At 44.1% G+C, this 17,178-nt stretch carries 13 protein-coding genes; 4 read left to right on the plus strand and 9 right to left on the minus strand.

Annotation, left to right across the window (positions count from 1 at the left end):
- Nucleotides 1-35: 35 nt before the first annotated feature.
- The 3 genes from QUF19_RS20795 to QUF19_RS20805 all read right to left on the minus strand — a co-directional run bounded on the left by QUF19_RS20795 (nt 36) and on the right by QUF19_RS20805 (nt 5,226).
- The gene (locus tag QUF19_RS20795; protein WP_286302972.1) at nt 36-2,246 is read right to left on the minus strand and encodes an SGBP N-terminal domain-containing protein; all 2,211 of its coding nucleotides are present in this window, start codon (nt 2,244-2,246) and stop codon (nt 36-38) included.
- 101 nt (nt 2,247-2,347) lie between these two features.
- The gene (gene melB / locus QUF19_RS20800; RefSeq protein WP_286302973.1) at nt 2,348-3,775 is read right to left on the minus strand and encodes a melibiose:sodium transporter MelB; all 1,428 of its coding nucleotides are present in this window, start codon (nt 3,773-3,775) and stop codon (nt 2,348-2,350) included.
- Nucleotides 3,776-3,873: 98 nt separating this feature from the next.
- A complete protein-coding gene (locus QUF19_RS20805; protein ID WP_286302975.1) occupies nt 3,874-5,226 on the minus strand; it encodes an alpha-glucosidase/alpha-galactosidase in 1,353 nt (450 codons plus the stop codon).
- Between the two features lie 322 nt (nt 5,227-5,548).
- Between QUF19_RS20805 and melR the strand changes: the two genes are divergently transcribed.
- Nucleotides 5,549-6,559 carry a transcriptional regulator MelR gene (melR, locus tag QUF19_RS20810; RefSeq protein WP_286302977.1) on the plus strand — a complete coding sequence of 337 codons (1,011 nt, stop codon included), beginning with the start codon at nt 5,549-5,551 and terminating at the stop codon, nt 6,557-6,559.
- Between the two features lie 126 nt (nt 6,560-6,685).
- Here the strand turns inward: melR and QUF19_RS20815 are convergent, their stop codons facing one another.
- Nucleotides 6,686-8,989: a hypothetical protein gene (locus QUF19_RS20815; protein ID WP_286302979.1), complete on the minus strand. Its 2,304-nt coding sequence runs from the start codon at nt 8,987-8,989 to the stop codon at nt 6,686-6,688.
- 323 nt (nt 8,990-9,312) lie between these two features.
- Here QUF19_RS20815 and QUF19_RS20820 point away from each other — a divergent pair, with 323 nt between their 5' ends.
- Both QUF19_RS20820 and QUF19_RS20825 read left to right on the plus strand, forming a co-directional pair.
- Entirely contained in the window at nt 9,313-9,468 is a 156-nt protein-coding gene (locus tag QUF19_RS20820; protein ID WP_017075701.1) for a DUF5993 family protein, read from the plus strand.
- A gap of 9 nt (nt 9,469-9,477) precedes the next feature.
- Nucleotides 9,478-10,032: a disulfide bond formation protein B gene (locus QUF19_RS20825; RefSeq protein WP_286302982.1), complete on the plus strand. Its 555-nt coding sequence runs from the start codon at nt 9,478-9,480 to the stop codon at nt 10,030-10,032.
- 100 nt (nt 10,033-10,132) lie between these two features.
- Here QUF19_RS20825 and QUF19_RS20830 read toward each other — a convergent pair whose 3' ends face one another.
- The 3 genes from QUF19_RS20830 to QUF19_RS20840 all read right to left on the minus strand — a co-directional run bounded on the left by QUF19_RS20830 (nt 10,133) and on the right by QUF19_RS20840 (nt 13,274).
- Entirely contained in the window at nt 10,133-10,762 is a 630-nt protein-coding gene (locus QUF19_RS20830) for a bifunctional 4-hydroxy-2-oxoglutarate aldolase/2-dehydro-3-deoxy-phosphogluconate aldolase (RefSeq protein ID WP_286302985.1), read from the minus strand.
- A 3-nt stretch (nt 10,763-10,765) separates the two neighbouring features.
- The gene (locus tag QUF19_RS20835; protein WP_286302987.1) at nt 10,766-11,734 is read right to left on the minus strand and encodes a sugar kinase; all 969 of its coding nucleotides are present in this window, start codon (nt 11,732-11,734) and stop codon (nt 10,766-10,768) included.
- Between the two features lie 106 nt (nt 11,735-11,840).
- On the minus strand, nt 11,841-13,274 hold the full coding sequence (locus QUF19_RS20840) for a PTS transporter subunit EIIC (RefSeq protein ID WP_286302989.1): 1,434 nt from the start codon (nt 13,272-13,274) through the stop codon (nt 11,841-11,843).
- Nucleotides 13,275-13,534: 260 nt separating this feature from the next.
- Here QUF19_RS20840 and QUF19_RS20845 point away from each other — a divergent pair, with 260 nt between their 5' ends.
- Complete coding sequence (locus tag QUF19_RS20845) at nt 13,535-14,734, plus strand: enolase C-terminal domain-like protein (protein WP_286302991.1); 1,200 nt, start codon at nt 13,535-13,537, stop codon at nt 14,732-14,734.
- A 29-nt stretch (nt 14,735-14,763) separates the two neighbouring features.
- Here the strand turns inward: QUF19_RS20845 and QUF19_RS20850 are convergent, their stop codons facing one another.
- Together QUF19_RS20850 and QUF19_RS20855 are read right to left on the minus strand one after the other, a co-directional pair.
- Nucleotides 14,764-15,477 carry a GntR family transcriptional regulator gene (locus QUF19_RS20850; RefSeq protein WP_286302993.1) on the minus strand — a complete coding sequence of 238 codons (714 nt, stop codon included), beginning with the start codon at nt 15,475-15,477 and terminating at the stop codon, nt 14,764-14,766.
- Between the two features lie 227 nt (nt 15,478-15,704).
- Nucleotides 15,705-16,949 (minus strand): dipeptidase, encoded by a 1,245-nt coding sequence (locus QUF19_RS20855; RefSeq protein WP_286302994.1) that lies wholly within the window; start codon nt 16,947-16,949, stop codon nt 15,705-15,707.
- Nucleotides 16,950-17,178 lie beyond the last annotated feature (229 nt).

The following is a 17,178-nucleotide window of genomic DNA, read 5'->3' on the forward strand; positions in this document are numbered from 1 at the left end:
GCCTAGCGGTTATTCGCTAGGCTTTGTTTTAAGCGCTACTTTTCAATAACTCGAGTTGAGTTTTTCGCTATGGGTACAATCACATAGCTGACTTGTTGCCCGTTCACCTGTTTCTTTTGACTACGGATGGCTTGGCCATCTACGATTAACGTTGGGTAATCGCCATAGAACCATGCCTCCCATTCAAGTGCATACTCAGAACGGTTGGTCAGCGTTGACTTCGTGAGCCCATCATGACGTAGGGTTAGCTCATGTTCACCCATTGGTAACTGATCCACACTTAACCATTCTATGTCACTGGTGAGATGAGAAGCTGTCGTCACTCGGTGCTCTGCGGCGTTTGGTTTTATGCCCATTAAGCCTTCAATCGTATTCGAAATGAATGTAAAGGATATTTCTGGGTAGTCACCATTGGTTCCTTGAGTTGGACGTTCGTGTGGCTCATCTTTAGTGTCCATTATGTATTGCATCCACTTCCATGCTTCGGCATTGCGATTATATGGAAAGTAGGTTTCAGGAATGTAGGTGTAGGCTTCAATATTGTTGGGTGCCTCTGGCGTGCTACCAATGCCATTACCTAAATTGTTAGCAATGAAATCAAGATACCTGTTGTTTCTTTCTCCAGGTTCAGTGATGAGTTTCATCGGCATGAACCAACTATTTTCTTTACCAAAATCGTTTAGGCGCAGCCCATCTTTTTGAACAATGTTAACGTAGTTCTCTAGTGGTTTATTTGGATCTACGATGCTCCAGTCTTCATTAAAGTAACGCTTAAGCTCTTGGGCTTTTTCTCGCCATAGTGTTGCCTCACTGTATTCCTCACGTGCTTCTAGCATTGCTGAGTAAGCGAGCGTAGCTTGGTATTGAGAACCAATTCCGTCGCCAGCTTCAATTGGAAACTCGCCTCGTTCGTTGTACGTGGCCGATCCTTCAAAAATACCGCCATAACCTTCAGCGATTCCGTTAGGATCTTGGTCATCATGTAGCTCAATGTAATCGGTGAGTACTTTGGTGTAAAACTGCCAGAGATCATCATCTTCTATATAGCGTTTGTCCCCTGTCCATTGATATTGCTTCCATGCCTTTTCAACAAATTCGAACTGTGCTGGCACTTCACGAACAAACCAATTGTCGTCATCATAATCAATAGTATGTGGCGTCCCATCGAAATTAATGGCCCATAGTGTGTACCACTTTCTTGATTCCGTTGAATGCTTGGCGAATGTTTTGAACATTGAGAAGTTTTCTGGTTCAAGCCCTGCGATTTTTGCGCCACTTGCTTGGTGTAAGAAGTCTCTCGAGTAAAAAGCGGTTCGGTCAAAATAGCCCGCCCAATAAGATGGAATGTAATCTGCGCTGCCATCACCATCATTATTGTATTCATCCCGATTCACGAGGTCATGTTGACCTGTCATTACGAAGCGTTGAGTTTTCTCTATCGCCCATTCGAAAGAGTCTTGGAGCTTAGTATTCGAAGAGGTGACCACCACTTGCTTTTCTTTTTCGATAGCGGTGAGCGTCCACAGCTGTTCTTTATTGTTGTCATCTATCACTGCGACTTGTACAGGGTGACGGAAATCGATCACATCGCCTGTGTTGATAGACGAGTAGCTGTTTTCAGATATTAGGATGTTCTCAATCGTTAATGCGGTTAGATCTGTGCCGAATGGGACCTGGAACTTTATATCCCTAGAAATTTTATTGACGCTAGTGACTCCGACTTGTTCTTGAGCTGAGAACTGAATGATTTGGTTGAAATTTAGGGGTTTGTTTTTATTACTTTTTATTAATGCAACGTTGTCTACACTGACGCCACCTTGAGCAGAACCTGAGAACCAGACTTTTAGCTGTTCGCCTTTTTCTAACGGGATGTGTTTCAAATTTTTTCGCTTGTACTTGGTACTCGGCTTAATGTGTTCACTCACCAATACTTGATCGGTGAGGTTAGTCATCGCAAGTGTGGCATCGTTAGAAGGGCTCACAAAGTAAGCGGATAAATCGTAATAGCCCGTCTCAGGAATCGTCACTATTTGACTAATGTGGTGATTCTTACCTTGAGCGATACGACCTCGGTACTCACCTTTATGAGTGACGTCGTCTTTGATATTAGAAAACCAATAATTCCACCCTAATCCTTTGTTTTCAAAGATAGGGTTAGTAAGAATGTTGTCGTTTTTTTGTGCGTTTGCTCCAGCAGATAACATAAGGGAGAAAGTGACGGCAGAAGCAAGGACTTTGAGTTTCATACTGTTCTCTTTTATTGGAAGTTGAAAGGCTAGTGAGGTTGGAGAGTTGTGGGTATGAACGTCAATGAGGGTTAATACCAACATTGACGTTGCTCTACGACTTATGTTGCTTGTACCGGTTCTGCTGGCTTGTGGTTTTCGTCTTTGCTTGAGCCATCATTGGTGATGTGGTCATACTTTTCAGTGAGGTGATCTTGAATCTGTTGGTGATACGCCCCGTTCAGTTTATAGAAGCGGAAGTAGATGATTAAAGCGATAGCGAAAAAGAACGCGGGTAATCCCACCATGATGCATTGCATGCCAAATACGGTTTCGGGGCTTTGCACTACATTAGGTACATAGTCGACGGCAGTGAGCGAGATTCCGATAAAAAATGCTGCAAATGCAGAGCCTGCTTTCACAACTAAGGTTTGCACAGAGTAGGCGATGCTTTCACAACGAGAGCCCAGTTTAAATTCACCATAGTCGACGGTGTCTGCCACCATAATGACGTTAAGAACCCAGAACAGAGCGGTACCGATTTGTAGGAACACACCTGCCGTTGAAATAAGTAAAATACTTTGCTTGTCGTACATGCCAACATAGATAAGAACAGCACTGCCTAAAATAGGGAAAGTGGAAGCGCAAGCCCATAGAGTACGGCGTGAGAACATTTTTGCGAGTTTAGGGAATAGCACCAGTGTGATGAGGTTTGCGATGCCTGCATAAGCCATGTAGTAAGGGAATAATTCTTCGTTACCTACAACATAGGTGAAGTAATAAACCGCGAAAGCTGTAATGATGTTGGTCGCCAAATTGTAAGACAGTGCCATGCATAGAACGCTGGTCAGTTGGTCGTTTTTGTAAATAAGTGATAAAAGCTTTTTCAGAGATACCTTCTCTTCAGGCTGTGTGGCGTCGAGGTTCGCGGTTGAATAGCGTTCTTTAACATTACGCAGCGTGATAAACGTCGACACTAAGAAACAGGCAATCAACAGTAGCGTGAATATTTGGAATCCAAACCCTTTGTCGTCACCACCGACATAGTTGACGAACGGCATTGCAATAGCGGCGGTTACTATCCAGGCAAGGCTCGCAAAAAAACGAGGGTATGGCACAAGCTCCTCACGTTCACGTTTGTCTAGGGTGAGTGTGGGAACCAGTGACCAAAAAGGAATATCCATTAACGTGTAAGTCATGCCCCAAAGGATGTAAGTTACAGCGGCGTATGCGATGAGCCACGGCCCTTCAATATAGTGAGCGCTAAACACCATCAATAAGACGACAGAGTTAGCGAGCGTGCCGATTAAAATCCAAGGTTTGAATTTCCCCCAACGGGTACGCGTATTGTTGACCAGCCAGCCCATGATGGGGTCATTGACCGCGTCCCAAATTCGAGCGACGAGGAAGATAGTACCGACGGTAGCGGCAGAAATACCGACGACATCAGTGTAGTAAAACATCAGATACATGTAGACGATGGTGATTGCGAAGTCTTTACCAAATGCGCCAAAGCCATAGCTTAATTTGGTGTTCATAGAGATACTCATTGCCACTCCTTACGCCTCCTCGGTGAGAAGGCGTTGATATTCACGTTATTGTTCGCACTGTTGTTGCTATATGCGTTATTGTTTTTATTCGTATGAGATTATTGGTTGACCCACTCCGGTAACCAACCTTCATGTGCTTCAATTAAGTCATCGACCAGTGCATAAATTTCTTCCAGTCCGAGTACCGCGGCAGTATGTGGGTCTAGCATTGCTGCGTGGTAAATACGGTCGCGATTTTCGGTCAGAATGGCTTCAGTCAATAGAGTTTGTACGTTGATGTTGGTCTGCATTAACGCGGCTAAGTGGTTAGGTAGACGCCCTGCCTTGATAGGTTGAACACCATTCGCATCCACCAAGCAAGCAACCTCAACACAGCAGCCTTGCGGTAAATTGTCGATCAATGCTTCATTCTTTACGTTACCGTAGATAACGCTCGGCGTACCTGTCCAGATAGAATTCATGATGGTACTGGCGTACTCATGAGACTCATCAACGGTAATTTTGTCGGCGGTTTTAAATTCTTGAAGGTCGCGCTTCCAGTCTGCAATTTGCTCGACACAGCGCTTAGGGTACTCATCAAGTGGCACTTTATAACGTTCAATTAAATCTGGGCGATTTGGTTTGATAAAGTAGGGGGTGTATTCCGAAAAATGTTCAGAAGACTCAGTCACAAAGTAGCCCAACTTTTTGAACATCTCGTAGCGAACTAAATTTGTGCAGCGGCCATTGTGATGGATGCCAGGCTTCGGGGCTTTCCCACTCTCAAATGCTTCTAGTAGGTCTGGGTAGATATCGACATATTCACCTTGCTCGGTTTTCTTCTCTAGAGTGAGGTAATAAGCCATATGGTTAATGCCGGCGCAGGTGTAACGAAGGTCTGAATACTCTAAGTCTAGGTCTCGTGCTAACTCTTCTGCGGTACCTTGTACTGAGTGGCATAAACCGACTTGTTTAATGTGCGGATACTTTTCGTACATTGCCCATGTGTTCATTGCCATTGGGTTGACGTAGTTAAGCATGGTGGCGTTCGGACAAACCTCGGTCATATCTTCACAGACACTCCACAGGTGCGGTATGGTGCGAAGCGAACGCATAATACCGCCAGGGCCTAATGTATCTGCGATGGTTTGCTCAAGGCCATGTTGTTTACATACCTCAAAGTCAGTCACTGTACATGGCTCATAGCCACCAATTTGAAAGGCAATCACAACGAAGTCGGCATCTTGCAAAGCTTCTTTTTGGTTTAGGTGACACGATATAGACCCTGTCGCGCCTGATGATTCCATCAATTTGCTCACCACAAGGTGGGATTCTTCCAATCGAAGTTCATCAATATCCATCAAAGCCACATGAGCGTTCTTTAATGCGGAGCGGTAGAAAACATCCCCAAGGATATTTTTGACAAAAATGGTGGAGCCTGCACCGATGAATGTGATTTTAGGGTTTTTCATAGTTGAATCCTTTACCTTCTTTAATTCGTTGAAGATAACTTACACCTTGAATGAGGGAGGATTCGTCTCAGATAAATCAATAGCAGTTCTGTTTCCTAATATTTATAACTCGAAGAAAGGAAATCTTAGGAAACAGGATAACTTAGTCAGTTTTGGGGATAGTCTTCCTAAAGCGGAACGAGATTTGAAGTTAAGATGTTGATTTTAATCCCACCTTATCGATCTTACTAAATGGGGTATTCCGTCTTTATGATCTTCTTCTGAGTTTTCTGTACGGTGAACTGTTAGAAAGTCAGTTATACGATTTCCTAAGGAGTGATAGATGTCTCAATCTGACCCAGATACGCTGAAAATTGTCGCGCAAGACAAGTATTCCTCCGCAACGGTATCAGTGAGTCCGCTATCACTCTACTCTTCCTACGAGAAAATTGATGTTGAACTCAGACCTCCACACTCCATGCCGGGTTATCACTGGCATGGTCAAATTGAGGTAAACATTCCATTTGGTGGCGACGTTGAATACATCATCAATGGCAGCCCGTTAGTGGTAAAAAATGGTGCGATTGGATTGTTTTGGGCATCGGTACCTCATCGACTGACAAATCCAGGGAAAAGCCACAATATGGGAATCATCAATATACCCATTCACCATTTTATGTCTTGGCCACTCAGTCGAGAACTTGTCAATCAGATTACTCACGGGTGTGTGCTTCAATCCAACTCTTGTTCGTTGATTAGTGAGTTTGAAATTGCACGTTGGGAGCAAGAGATGAAGCATTCGTCTGAGAGTCGGCAGCAATTGGCGGTCGATGAAATTGGCTCGATGCTTAAGCGGATCTGTCTTGACGGTTGGCAACAACTGCTGGTGAATCGACAAGATAGATCGACAACAAAAGGAGTGTCCAAGCATTCTCAATTCTATGTGAGTCAAATGCTGGAATACATCGCGACTCATCACAACCAACCGCTAACGATTAAAGATATTGCAGAGCATATTGGCTTACACACCAATTATGCGATGAATGTGTTCCAGCGGACTATGCAGATGACCATTAAACAGTACATCACTGCTATGCGAATCAATCATGCTAGAGCTTTGTTGAGTGACACGGATAGAACGATTCTTGATATCTCGTTGACTGCGGGTTTCAATTCTAGCAGTCGATTCTATGAAACCTTCCAGACATACATTGGCGTCACTCCTACCCAATACCGGAAATTGGCAAGAGACGACCATCGCTGGTCCAGCCACGGCGCCAGTCCGTTGTATGATCTTGAGAAAGGGGCATGTGACGGTAAAAGGCCATTAACAGTGGCTGACAGCTTAAAGTGATGGTGACTGAGTGAGTGACTGAGCGTCTAGGCACTGGCCTAACCTTGAGGAATAACACAACCAGTGTTTGCGTATGACTCAAGATGGGACGGTGTCATGCCGAAGGTTTCAAACCAGTCCATACGATCAGTAAAGCAAAAATAGACCTTGGTAGCCGCCGATTTGTACTTCATCGACATACTCACCAACCTTGCCATTAGCATCGACAGGCTTCATCGGTTTTTCTAACTGAATATTGATTTTGGGTGCCGCGTAAAAATCAACATTCTTCCCGTAAAAGTCCGTGCGATAGAGCACTCGACCGTGTTCAAACTCTCTCGCGAGTACCATGTCTTTTGGACCGTTTTCTACGATGTTTTCATCTGATTGATAAAGAAAGTAGGTGTAGGTTGGCAATAATGAAACCTCGCCATTGGGTAGGTCGGCATGAGTGACTTGATCTTGGGAAGAGTCGCCCACAATCGTGTAGTCAGCTGGCTTTGGTGTGCTTGTTGAGAGCATGAACGGGATAGGTTGAAAGCCTTTTGGTATATGATTTGAAGGTGGTCCAAGATCGACTTTGAGCAACCCTGTCGGCTGATAGGCGATGTTTTTCGGTATACCCGCTTTCCAAAAATTATCTGCAGTCGTGTTGTTACTCCCGTACACATAGCTGTTGTTCCATTGATTAAAGTAACTGTGTGTTGGATGGTCATTGAGATAATAGATGGCGAGTGTTGAGTACTTATCTTGTTGCCAATTTTCTTCGCTGTTATCTAGATATTGGACTCGGCCAAATCTCGTGGTGGCTTGATATATTACGCTTGAATCCGCATAGGCGAGTGCTGAGTTATCCCAAAACTTAGACACCCCGGCATAACCACTAAAGCCAGTCGAGGGGAATAAGTAGTGCTCCCTAAAGTACAGGTTTCCTGAGTCCATTAAGTGTGATTGCCCGTTTCGACCATAAAGATTGGCCGTTCCAATATTAAGACCAATTGAAAGAGTATCGTCGTTAGCTGATAACTGTTTGAGAAAGTCTGCGAATTGTTCTTTGTATCGCTTCTCCGCTTCATCAGACCCTACGACAAGACCAAGCTCTTGGATTGTTCCTCCTGAGTAAACCTCAAATTGATTGCTGCCTAAAAGCTTATTGGTATCGTCGTTGTATGCGCCATTGAGCCCTTGTTGTACCCAGTGCTTTGTATAATAGCTTCGTATAGATCTTAATAAATCGGGATTGGCAAGATTGGTCAATGCCCATGATGAGTTTGGCCCCCACATTCGCCCAAAAGGAATGACGCGTGATTCCCAACGAAATCGAGCGGTGGCTGATTTGTTGTTCCTGTTTTCATATTCATTAAGGGATAAATAATTGTCTTGGTTGAGATCGGCCGATTGGTCAAAACCACGGACCTTGCGCCATTGACCTGTTTCATTATAAGGTTTGGTTTTATGCTGAGATTTGGTTTCAAGGTGGGATTGAGTTTCACTGGGTGATTTTGAATTCGATTTTGTGGCCAAAGTGGGGAGATCTTTGGCATCGATTTTTTGGAAACTGTCTTTTAATTGAATGCGATTTAGGCGAGGTCGAACATCACCTTGACTACCTTGCCAGCGTACCCTGACAACATACAAACGCCCACCATCACGGACAAACGTTGACCCAAAGTATTGGCCTCCACCGTAACTCTGGCCGCTGCCATCGTGAGTGTTCGCTCGCATCCAATCAGAAGGTACTCGCCAGTTTACCGATTGGTTTTGGGTCATGTTGAGTGTGTTGTCTTTGGTTATTGCTACATTAGACCAACAAGTGACTCTCCCTTGACCATCTATCGATGAAGGGTATTCAATTCTAAATTTTCCGCCTTGTGCGTAGCGTGAGAATTCAAACGCTAAGCTGTTGAATTGCTCTGAGTGGTAAACATAGAGCGCCCCACCTTGCTCAAAATGTTCAAACACATCGGCATCCCAAGACGGTCGCTGATAAAGCGAAAATCCCGCATGCATTTCATCTACTGTATAGCCAACGAGCATAGGCTTGCGGTTTAAAATTGTATTCTCACCGTGTGTAGTGTCTAGCTCTGCAAGAATGGTGTCTTCCGCGAAGTGTAAGAAGAAGTCTTCATAATCGAAGCCATTTTGCTCTGCGATGTTTCTTATTTCGTTTTCCAACTCCCCTGAATTGAGCTCTAATTTTTGGTTGTACATATAGCCGGTGGTATTGGCTTTCTCATTAGTACTTTTATCTGCATAAGCCCCAAACACCAAGTCGCTATTGCTGATCTCCCAATCAACCACATCGTTGGCTGAAACTGATGCTCCCTGCAAGTTGAACCCTTGTTCATGCTGACTTGGTAACACAATCGTATAGTTGGCCGAACTGGCATTTGGAAGTGCAAGGAGGGTAAAAGAGAGAGCTGATATCAATAGATTGAAGTGTTTTTTCATGAAGCTACCTAGCCACAATGGGAGTCACTTTGTCGTGGTCAACAAATTCCGGAGACTCGCTAAAGCAAAAATAACAAAACGTTTTCAGAGCGATATAAGTGTAGCAAACCCTATTTATGAGCTTATCTGACGATAAAGTTGTATGACCATGAACTTTTGGCTTCCAACTTGACAGTTTAGAGGTTACTAACAACTATTAAGTTGATGATTTTAAATCCGTAATCCATAGATTTACCGAAGTTGCATGATTAAGGGCGTAGGTGTGGATATTTTTATGACGTTCACCATGAGTGGACTCGATAAATAAGGAGAGGATGCCTCTTATGATGTCTTTACTATTTTTATTGTTACTTGTGGCGATGGTGTGCGGGTTTTTCGGTAAGAAGACTGCCGCGTATGGCTTTTTCGCTGGCTCAGTGATCTTAGGTTTGTATTGGTTTAACCACCATGCGACTGATCCACTATCGATCTTATTGTAAGGAGCTAACATGAATCGAAATCAGTTAACTCTCCTGAATACGCTTGGTTTACTGGGTATGACAGCCGTTTTGTTGATCGGCTTTATTCTTCAGTTTGTCCTCAATGAACTTCCTTGCCCACTGTGTCTATTACAACGGATTGGTTTTGTGATGGTCGCGTTTGGCTTCATGCTGAATGTGGTTTACGGGCCTCAACCTCGTCACTATGGGATTGTGCTAATTGGTGCATTGTATGGTGTGGCGACATCGTTAAGACAAGTCTCTCTGCACGTTATTCCAGGCACTCCTGGCTATGGCAGTCCGATATTTGGGATGCATTATTACACTTGGGCCTTTGTGTTGTTCGCTGCGACCATATTGGGTGTTGCCGTGATCTTGATACTAACCAATAAAGCGGAGTCTCACGAACCCTACAAAATGACCAACTTTGGGCGCATCGCGTGTCTACTGGCGATTGTCGTCGTGGCATTAAATGCGATTGCCACATTTGTAGAGTGCGGGCCTTATCAGTGTCCTGATAATCCAGTGAGCTATTGGTTACTTAATCAAGGGGCTGGTGGATAATTTCTGGGTTGGAACAAAAAGAGCGAGAGGCCACCCCTCGCTCTTTTGTACGTAACGCATTTCCAAATCTGCGAACAGTTTAGATCAGCTACTTATGTGCTTAGCGATTAACCTGCTCAACAATCTCTCGTGTTAGGCGAGCGATCTCATCCCACTCTTTGTTTTCGACTAACTTCTTATCCACCATCCAAGTGCCACCACATGCTAATACTTGAGGAACGGCTAGGTAGTTACCAATGTTTGATGGCGTGATACCGCCAGTAGGCATGAGTCGAATATCGCTGTATGGCCCAACGAGCGATTTCACCATGCTGAGTCCACCAGAGGCTTCTGCAGGGAAGAATTTGAGAGTCGTTAGTCCCATCTCTAATGCCGCTTCAACCGTGCTTGGGTTGTTCACACCAGGAACAATATCGATGCCGATTTCTTGGCACGTTCTTACTGTATTTGGATTAAAACCAGGGGAAACCACGAATGTTGCGCCCGCTTCTTTAGCAGCGAGTGCTTGCTCACCGTTTAAAATCGTTCCAGCACCAATCAGCATGTCAGGTTGGGCTTCTCGCAGCAGTCGAATCGCTTCAACAGCGGCATCTGAACGGAACGTAATTTCTGATGCTGGCAGCCCATTTTCAGCCAAGACTTTACCGAGTGGAATAATATCTTCTGCGTTATCAATCGCGATAACTGGGATAACTTTAAGTGCTTTTAATTGGTCATTAATTGTAGGCATGGTTTACTTCTTAATAGGGTTTGAAAGAGTGTCTGTGATGGTTTTTGGAATAATCGCACCGTGGTGCTGAATCACTAGTCTCGCTAGTGCATTACCTTGTTGGCAGGCTTCTACAACAGAACCTCCAGCCAGATAACAAGATAAGAAACCACCGTTAAAAGAGTCTCCTGCTGAAGTGCTATCAACCACAGTTTCAACTGGTGTGGTTTCAATTAGGTTTGGTGTTTGAGCTGGAGATTCACTCACCAAACAGCCTTCAGCACCGAGTTTAACAATGATGGTTTTGACACCCAGTTTATGCAGTCGGTCGATTGTGTCTTGAGGTGTTTGGTCGTCCCAGAGTTGCTGTTCATCATCAAAGGTAACCAAGGCGATATCAGTGGTTTGATAACCTAATCTATAACACTCTTTGGTCGTGCTTTCTGAATCCCATAACTTTGGTCGGTAATTACTATCAAAGGCGATGGTTACGCCACGTTCACGCAGGTCTTGGATGATAGTGAGTAACTTGAGTTGATCGTCATGTGGCAATATTGCGAGAGAAATACCGCTCAAAAACACCATATCAACATCTTCAAGCTGGGCGGTTATTTTGTCGAAATATGGGTGCTGTACGATGTAGCGAGCCGCGGAGTCATTACGCCAATACAGAAATGTGCGTTCGCCTACATCGTCGAGCTGAATCAAATACAGGCCTGGCGAGCGCTGCTCGTCGATAAGCACAAGATCTGTTGATAGTCCTTCATCTTGCCAACGCTCTCGCATCTGTTGGCTAATGGAATCAGCCCCAAGAGCCGTGACGTAACTGGTACGAATCATAGAAGCACCTGTTGAGCTTGAATAGCTGGTGGCACTTCGGTTCAAGTAAATAGCGGCGTTGAGCGTATCTCCACCATAGGTTTGTTGCATGGCACCGAATGGAGCGCCGTTCAGTTCAATCATGCACTCGCCGATAATCGCGATGTGGCTCATAGTGTGCCCTTACAGAAAGATTGGTATTACTAGGTATAAATGATGGAACGTGGCTATAAGGAAGGTAGCCACGTTGATTCTGTTCCCATTAGGTTGGGAAGAAGTGTTACTTGTTGTCTAGCTTTACGAATAACAGTGTTAATACGTAAGACAGTACAAACACACCAACCACACCCATAATCGCTTGGATAAAGTTCTGTGTGCCGCCTGCAAGGTAAGCTGGAAGGCTGAATACAGAAGAAAGAATATAGCTGGTTAAATGGGTATCGATCGTTACCGAGATAGCACCGAACACACCTGCCGCCAAACTCGCGGTCATCATGGCTTTGGTGTATTTGGTTAGGACGCCAAATAGAGCCGGTTCCGTGATGCCTAAGATAGCCGTAACACTTGAGCCCATCGTAATTGAAGATTGCTCTTTCGAAACCGTTTTGCGTTGCTTGTGCCAGATTGCCATTGTCGCACCAGCAATTGCCATGTTACCTAAACACATGATTGGCATCAGTAAATCCTTACCATACAGTGCAAAGTTGTTCAGGCTGATTGGTGTCATGCTGTGGTGGATACCAAACACAATCGTGATCGGGCGAGTCAGACCAAAAACAAAACCTGTTAACGTTGGAGAGATCTCCAGTAGTGAGCTCATTACCCAACCTGCGCCATTACTCAGCCAGATACCAGCAGGGCCAACAAATGATAGCGTGATGGTAGAAGTCACCGTAAACGCTAGCAGTGGCGTAAATACTGGTTTAGCAGAAGAGGGTACTAGACGATCAACTAACGGAGTCACTTTAGACAATAACCAGATTGCTAAAATAGCAGGAACAATCGCACCGCCGTAGTTAAGCAATTCAATAGGGACAACGCCTAACACCGTCAGCTCTGGAGCCGCGCCAGCATCTTTGAGTAGCACTGCTTTATCGACTAGTTTGGGTGCCAACATCGCTGAAGAGACCGCCAGCGCAATGTACTCGTTTACTTTAAAGACCTTGGCTGCTGAGAAAGAGACCAACATAGGTAAGAAGAAGAACACAGCAACAGAGATTGAGCGGAAGAAATAAACCGTGTCTGAGCTTTCAGAGATAACGTTGGTTGCGATAAGCCCTGAGAGCAGGCCCATCAACATACCAGCGCCCGCAATGGCAGGAACGACAGGGCCAAAGATGCCTGCGACAATGCGCATCACGCCTTGGAATAGTTTTCCTTTCTCTAGCTCATCACCAACTGTTGATTCTGCCTGTTGCTTGTTAGACAGTGCGTTGAACCATTGTTCGACTTCGACGCCAATAATGACTTGGGTTTGGCCTTGTTGTAGTACCACACCTTTCACGCCAGCGATCTGTTTAATAGCGTCTTCGTTTGCTTGAGCCTCGTCTGCCAGTTTGAATCGTAAACGAGTCATGCAGTGAGTAATGCTCACAATATTGTCTTCACCACCAAGAGCAGAGACTAATAACTGTATATTTTCTTTGAAATTTTTCTTTTTAGACGATGACTTAGAGTTATTCATAACAGCATCATTATTTTCAACAATTTGCATACTACACCTGTTACTGGGATATATTTAACTCCAGTAATCATATCGATAACTTATTTAAAGCCAATGGGATAAAAAGAGACTTCAATCACACTTAAAATTCGAATAAATTATTTTTGACGATTTTCGGCCAATTGGTATGTTTTGTTTATCAAAAAAAAACACTAAACGTACCAATTATTTTTCATGAAATTTAACGCTTGAAATGTGCTTTTTAACACGGTTAGATAATAAGAGTTGAAGTTAGTTTAGGTTATTTAATTGTGAAAGAAACTATTATATCCGATATCCATTGTATTATTACCAAGCCAGATAGGCATAACCTCATCACGGTTGTTGTTGAAACCAATGAAGGTGTGACAGGCTTTGGTTGCGCTACGTTCCAACAAAGACCCTTAGCCGTAAAAACCATGGTCGATGAGTATCTAAAGCCTCTTCTCGTTGGTAAAAATGCCAATAATATTGAAGACTTATGGCAAATGATGATGGTCAACGCTTATTGGCGAAATGGCCCTGTTATTAATAATGCCATATCAGGTGTTGATATGGCTCTGTGGGATATAAAGGCTAAATTAGCAGGTATGCCGCTTCATCAATTATTTGGTGGTAAGTCTCGTGATGCGATCCCGGTATACACACATGCGACTAGCGACACGATGGAAGGTATTTATGATCTGGTGGAATCTTTCTTAGACAAAGGCTACAAGCATATTCGTTGTCAGCTTGGTTTCTATGGCGGTGTTCCAACCGATTTACATACCACTCAAAATCCGACTGAAGGTTCGTACTACGACCAAGATCAGTACATGGACAATACACTAACGATGTTTAAGTCGCTGAGAGAAAAATACGGTAACCAATTCCATATTCTTCACGATGTTCATGAGCGCCTTTTCCCAAATCAAGCAATACAATTTGCCAAAGAAGTCGAGCAATATAAGCCTTACTTCATTGAAGATATTCTGCCGCCAAATCAAACAGAATGGTTGGATAATATTCGCAGCCAAAGCTCGGTTTCATTAGGTTTAGGGGAGTTGTTTAACAACCCTGAAGAGTGGAAATCTCTGATTGCCAACCGCCGTATCGACTTCATTCGTTGCCATGTTTCGCAAATTGGCGGCATTACGCCAGCTCTGAAACTTGGTCACTTATGTCAGAACTTTGGTGTTCGTATTGCATGGCACTGTCCGCCAGACATGACGCCAATTGGTGCTGCGGTCAACACGCATTTGAACGTGCACTTACACAATGCTGCAATTCAAGAGCATGTTGAATACAATGAAAACACACACAAAGTATTCCCGAATGCCGCAGAGCCGATCAACGGTTACTTATACGCTTCAGAAATTGCAGGTATTGGTGTAGAGATGGATCGAGAGGTTGCTGCAGAGTTTCCTGTGATGTATCGCCCTCATGAGTGGACTCAAAGTCGACTACCAGATGGCTCAATTCACACGCCATAGTCTGTTGTTTCAATAAACATTTAGCCGCACTAGCGGCTATTTTTATCTCTGAAATTCATGCTCTCGTTGTTAAACGGCGTGTGATAAGTGCATTGATAGTTGATATCGATAATGTCGCTGACAATGAACAATTCGCCAGAGGTAAGGAAGCCACGGTTGGTGATGTTCATTGCCGCCACATTCTTCTTACAGCCCAGTAAATCGGCATCATCTTTGGATACGTTGATGGCTTGATAAGTCGTTAGGTAACTGTCGATCTCTAAGCCTTGAGCGAGTGCGTGTTTTTGAATCGAGCTCTCGATGATGTCTGTATTCATTTCGTGGAATATACTGACAGGTATTTTTGTTTCTTCAATTTGAACGACTTTATTATTAATTAACCTAAGACGTTTGATCTTCCAAATATATTCATCGTCACGTAGAGAAAATATTTGTTGTTCGTGATTGTTTGGTAACGCCTTATTTAATTGAATCTTTTTATAAGATATTTCTTCAAAGCTGTTTTCAGTGATCGAGTTATAAACCAAAGGTGTTCCAACCAAAGATGTATTAACGAAGTACCCTGAACCCACCTTAGATGTCACCATACCAATCGCTTCAAGTTTCGCTAGCGCTTTTCGAATAGTAAATCGAGATAACCCATATATTTCAGAGAGTTCTCTTTCCGCGGGAAGCTTATGGCTGATACTGTTTTGACAGATCTTACTCACAATATCTTGGACAACTAACTCGTATTTTTTCATAAAACAATCACTTTAAAGTGTATTCACTGTGACTAAAGAATAGTGAGCTAAATCAGGGGTTCAGCACGCTTTGAATGATTGATAATTATAACATAGAAGGCTAAGTGGGGGATGATAATTGAGGGGGCGCGAAGTACGTTATTGAAGCTATACAGGGATGAAAAAGCGCGCCATTATCGGCGCGCTTCAGTCAGTTGTGCTAGCTAGAAATTGACTCGGCTAACCAACTACATCGTCAAGTTTTCATTTCTCAACTTGGTTAGCGCTTTAAGGCGTTTTGCATACTCTTTCTGGAACTCGTCAGGGTCTGCGCCTTCTGATACTTGAGCGTAAACTCGCATCTTGTTACCGCCGTAGATCTTAGCGAGATCATCGTTGCTGTAACCGCGTTTCCAAAGTTCATCGGTGATTGCAGCGAGGATCTTCGCCAGTTCGCCATTACCGGTCGCACCTTTGTTGAATGCTTCAATCATGTAGCCGCCGTCGTCATACATTTTTGCGTTCTTGGTAGCGAAATCAACCACCATGTCAGTGGAGAACATGTCATCTGTTGCGATGCCCACGTGGTCGACGCCAACCAATTTAACGTAGTAATCGATCATATCCGCGGCTTGAACAGGCGAAATATCCTCAGGCCACACGCCATCCATCATCCACTCGGTAAAGGTGGGTGCAACGTAGCCACCAGATTTAGCCGCACGCAGCGCTTCATCATCTGGAATTGCACGGTAACAACCCGTTGGTGTCGCATCCGGTTCGCTTTTGTATAACCCTGCCGGCACTGAGTGTGTGTACACAAACGGTACGTCCGGGTGGTTTTTCTCCATATAAGTCATCGCATCATTGGCGGTTTTCGAACCTGTGTGGCTCAGGTCGAGGATCACCTCGTACTTAACCATAGAGTCAATGACCGATTCGCCCCACGGTGTTAAGCCGATGTCTCTGCCGTTAAATGCCGCTAACTGACCGGAACCTGTTCTAAAAATATCGTTATACGCCAAGATCATGCTTTTCAGGCCCATGTCCTTGAGTATCGCCATCTTCGTCACATCTTCTTCTAAGATAGTCGCGGTTTGGCTATTCCATAGCACGGCAGTTTTGCCTTCAGTATGTGCTTTCTCAATGTCGTGATTAGAGTGAGCAACGATAAACTTGTCCGGTTGTTTTGCCATCGCAGAGCGGTGTTTATGATGGTGAAAAATGAAATCATCAAAGTTATGATCAGCAGCGGTGATGGTGTATTCATGCCCTGTAATACCAGCATCGCGTGCACCTTGGAAGTAGTCCAATAGCTGTTGGTCATCCTTCCAACCTGCGCCGTATGGGCTCGCCAGCATACCAATCACGATCGTGTCTTGAACGAATGTCTTGGCTTTGTCTGAAGCTGGCCAAGTTTTGCTCTCAACACTGGCATGGGCAACACCACAAGTCAGGGTGATACTCGCCGCTACTAACGTAATCTTTTTCAACATGAAAACCTCTCAATTATTGGCTTAAATCCATTTATTCTTATGCCTAGATTTAATAGTAGTCCCTGACGGTATAACGACATGATTAAAAATCGATAACCTTGTCATACTTTGCGATCAAAACTGCTCTTGCTGGCTATGTGATTCACTTTATTAGTGAAAACCTTAAGTAAGCCTTGTTAACTTGAGATAATTGTAGCTAAGCTCTGAAATGAAAATGTGCATTTCACGT

Source organism: Vibrio sp. FE10 (assembly GCF_030297155.1).
GTDB lineage: Bacteria > Pseudomonadota > Gammaproteobacteria > Enterobacterales > Vibrionaceae > Vibrio > Vibrio apostichopi.

Excerpts from the sequence above, each read along its gene's own strand:
- QUF19_RS20795 (WP_286302972.1), bottom strand. The coding sequence starts at position 2,246 with ATGAAACTCAAAGTCCTTGCTTCTGCCGTCACTTTCTCCCTTATGTTA.
- melB (WP_286302973.1), bottom strand. The coding sequence starts at position 3,775 with ATGAGTATCTCTATGAACACCAAATTAAGCTATGGCTTTGGCGCATTT.
- QUF19_RS20805 (WP_286302975.1), bottom strand. The coding sequence starts at position 5,226 with ATGAAAAACCCTAAAATCACATTCATCGGTGCAGGCTCCACCATTTTT.
- melR (WP_286302977.1), top strand. The coding sequence starts at position 5,549 with ATGTCTCAATCTGACCCAGATACGCTGAAAATTGTCGCGCAAGACAAG.
- QUF19_RS20815 (WP_286302979.1), bottom strand. The coding sequence starts at position 8,989 with ATGAAAAAACACTTCAATCTATTGATATCAGCTCTCTCTTTTACCCTC.
- QUF19_RS20820 (WP_017075701.1), top strand. The coding sequence starts at position 9,313 with ATGATGTCTTTACTATTTTTATTGTTACTTGTGGCGATGGTGTGCGGG.
- QUF19_RS20825 (WP_286302982.1), top strand. The coding sequence starts at position 9,478 with ATGAATCGAAATCAGTTAACTCTCCTGAATACGCTTGGTTTACTGGGT.
- QUF19_RS20830 (WP_286302985.1), bottom strand. The coding sequence starts at position 10,762 with ATGCCTACAATTAATGACCAATTAAAAGCACTTAAAGTTATCCCAGTT.
- QUF19_RS20835 (WP_286302987.1), bottom strand. The coding sequence starts at position 11,734 with ATGAGCCACATCGCGATTATCGGCGAGTGCATGATTGAACTGAACGGC.
- QUF19_RS20840 (WP_286302989.1), bottom strand. The coding sequence starts at position 13,274 with ATGCAAATTGTTGAAAATAATGATGCTGTTATGAATAACTCTAAGTCA.
- QUF19_RS20850 (WP_286302993.1), bottom strand. The coding sequence starts at position 15,477 with ATGAAAAAATACGAGTTAGTTGTCCAAGATATTGTGAGTAAGATCTGT.
- QUF19_RS20855 (WP_286302994.1), bottom strand. The coding sequence starts at position 16,949 with ATGTTGAAAAAGATTACGTTAGTAGCGGCGAGTATCACCCTGACTTGT.